The organism is Xanthovirga aplysinae (assembly GCF_009711365.1).
Lineage (GTDB): Bacteria > Bacteroidota > Bacteroidia > Cytophagales > Cyclobacteriaceae > Xanthovirga > Xanthovirga aplysinae.
The window spans coordinates 1-231 of sequence record NZ_SMMB01000031.1 but is presented as its reverse complement, the minus strand read 5'-3'; the positions used below and the strand labels follow the sequence as shown (position 1 = coordinate 231).

General features: G+C 33.8%; 1 protein-coding gene. It reads left to right on the top strand.

Translation table 11 applies throughout. The features are described from left to right. The coding region (locus tag E1171_RS00030; protein WP_281347192.1) for an RNA polymerase sigma factor at positions 1–231 on the top strand (231 nt) is incomplete at both ends.

The window sequence follows — 231 nt, the reverse complement described above, 5'->3', positions numbered from 1 at the left end:
TTTAAAAAGGGTAAATGATAAACAAACCACAGGGGATATAACCCAACAAGTATTTCTTAAAGCCTTAACGAATATTAAAAAATACGTTCACAAAGGGCTTCCATATTCTGCTTATTTATATAGGATAGCCACTAATGAATGTAATAGCCTTTTCAGGGATAATAGTAGAACAAGGTTCGTCGTGATTGAGGAGGGATTTTCAGAAGATTTAGTTGATGAATTAGGGTTGGA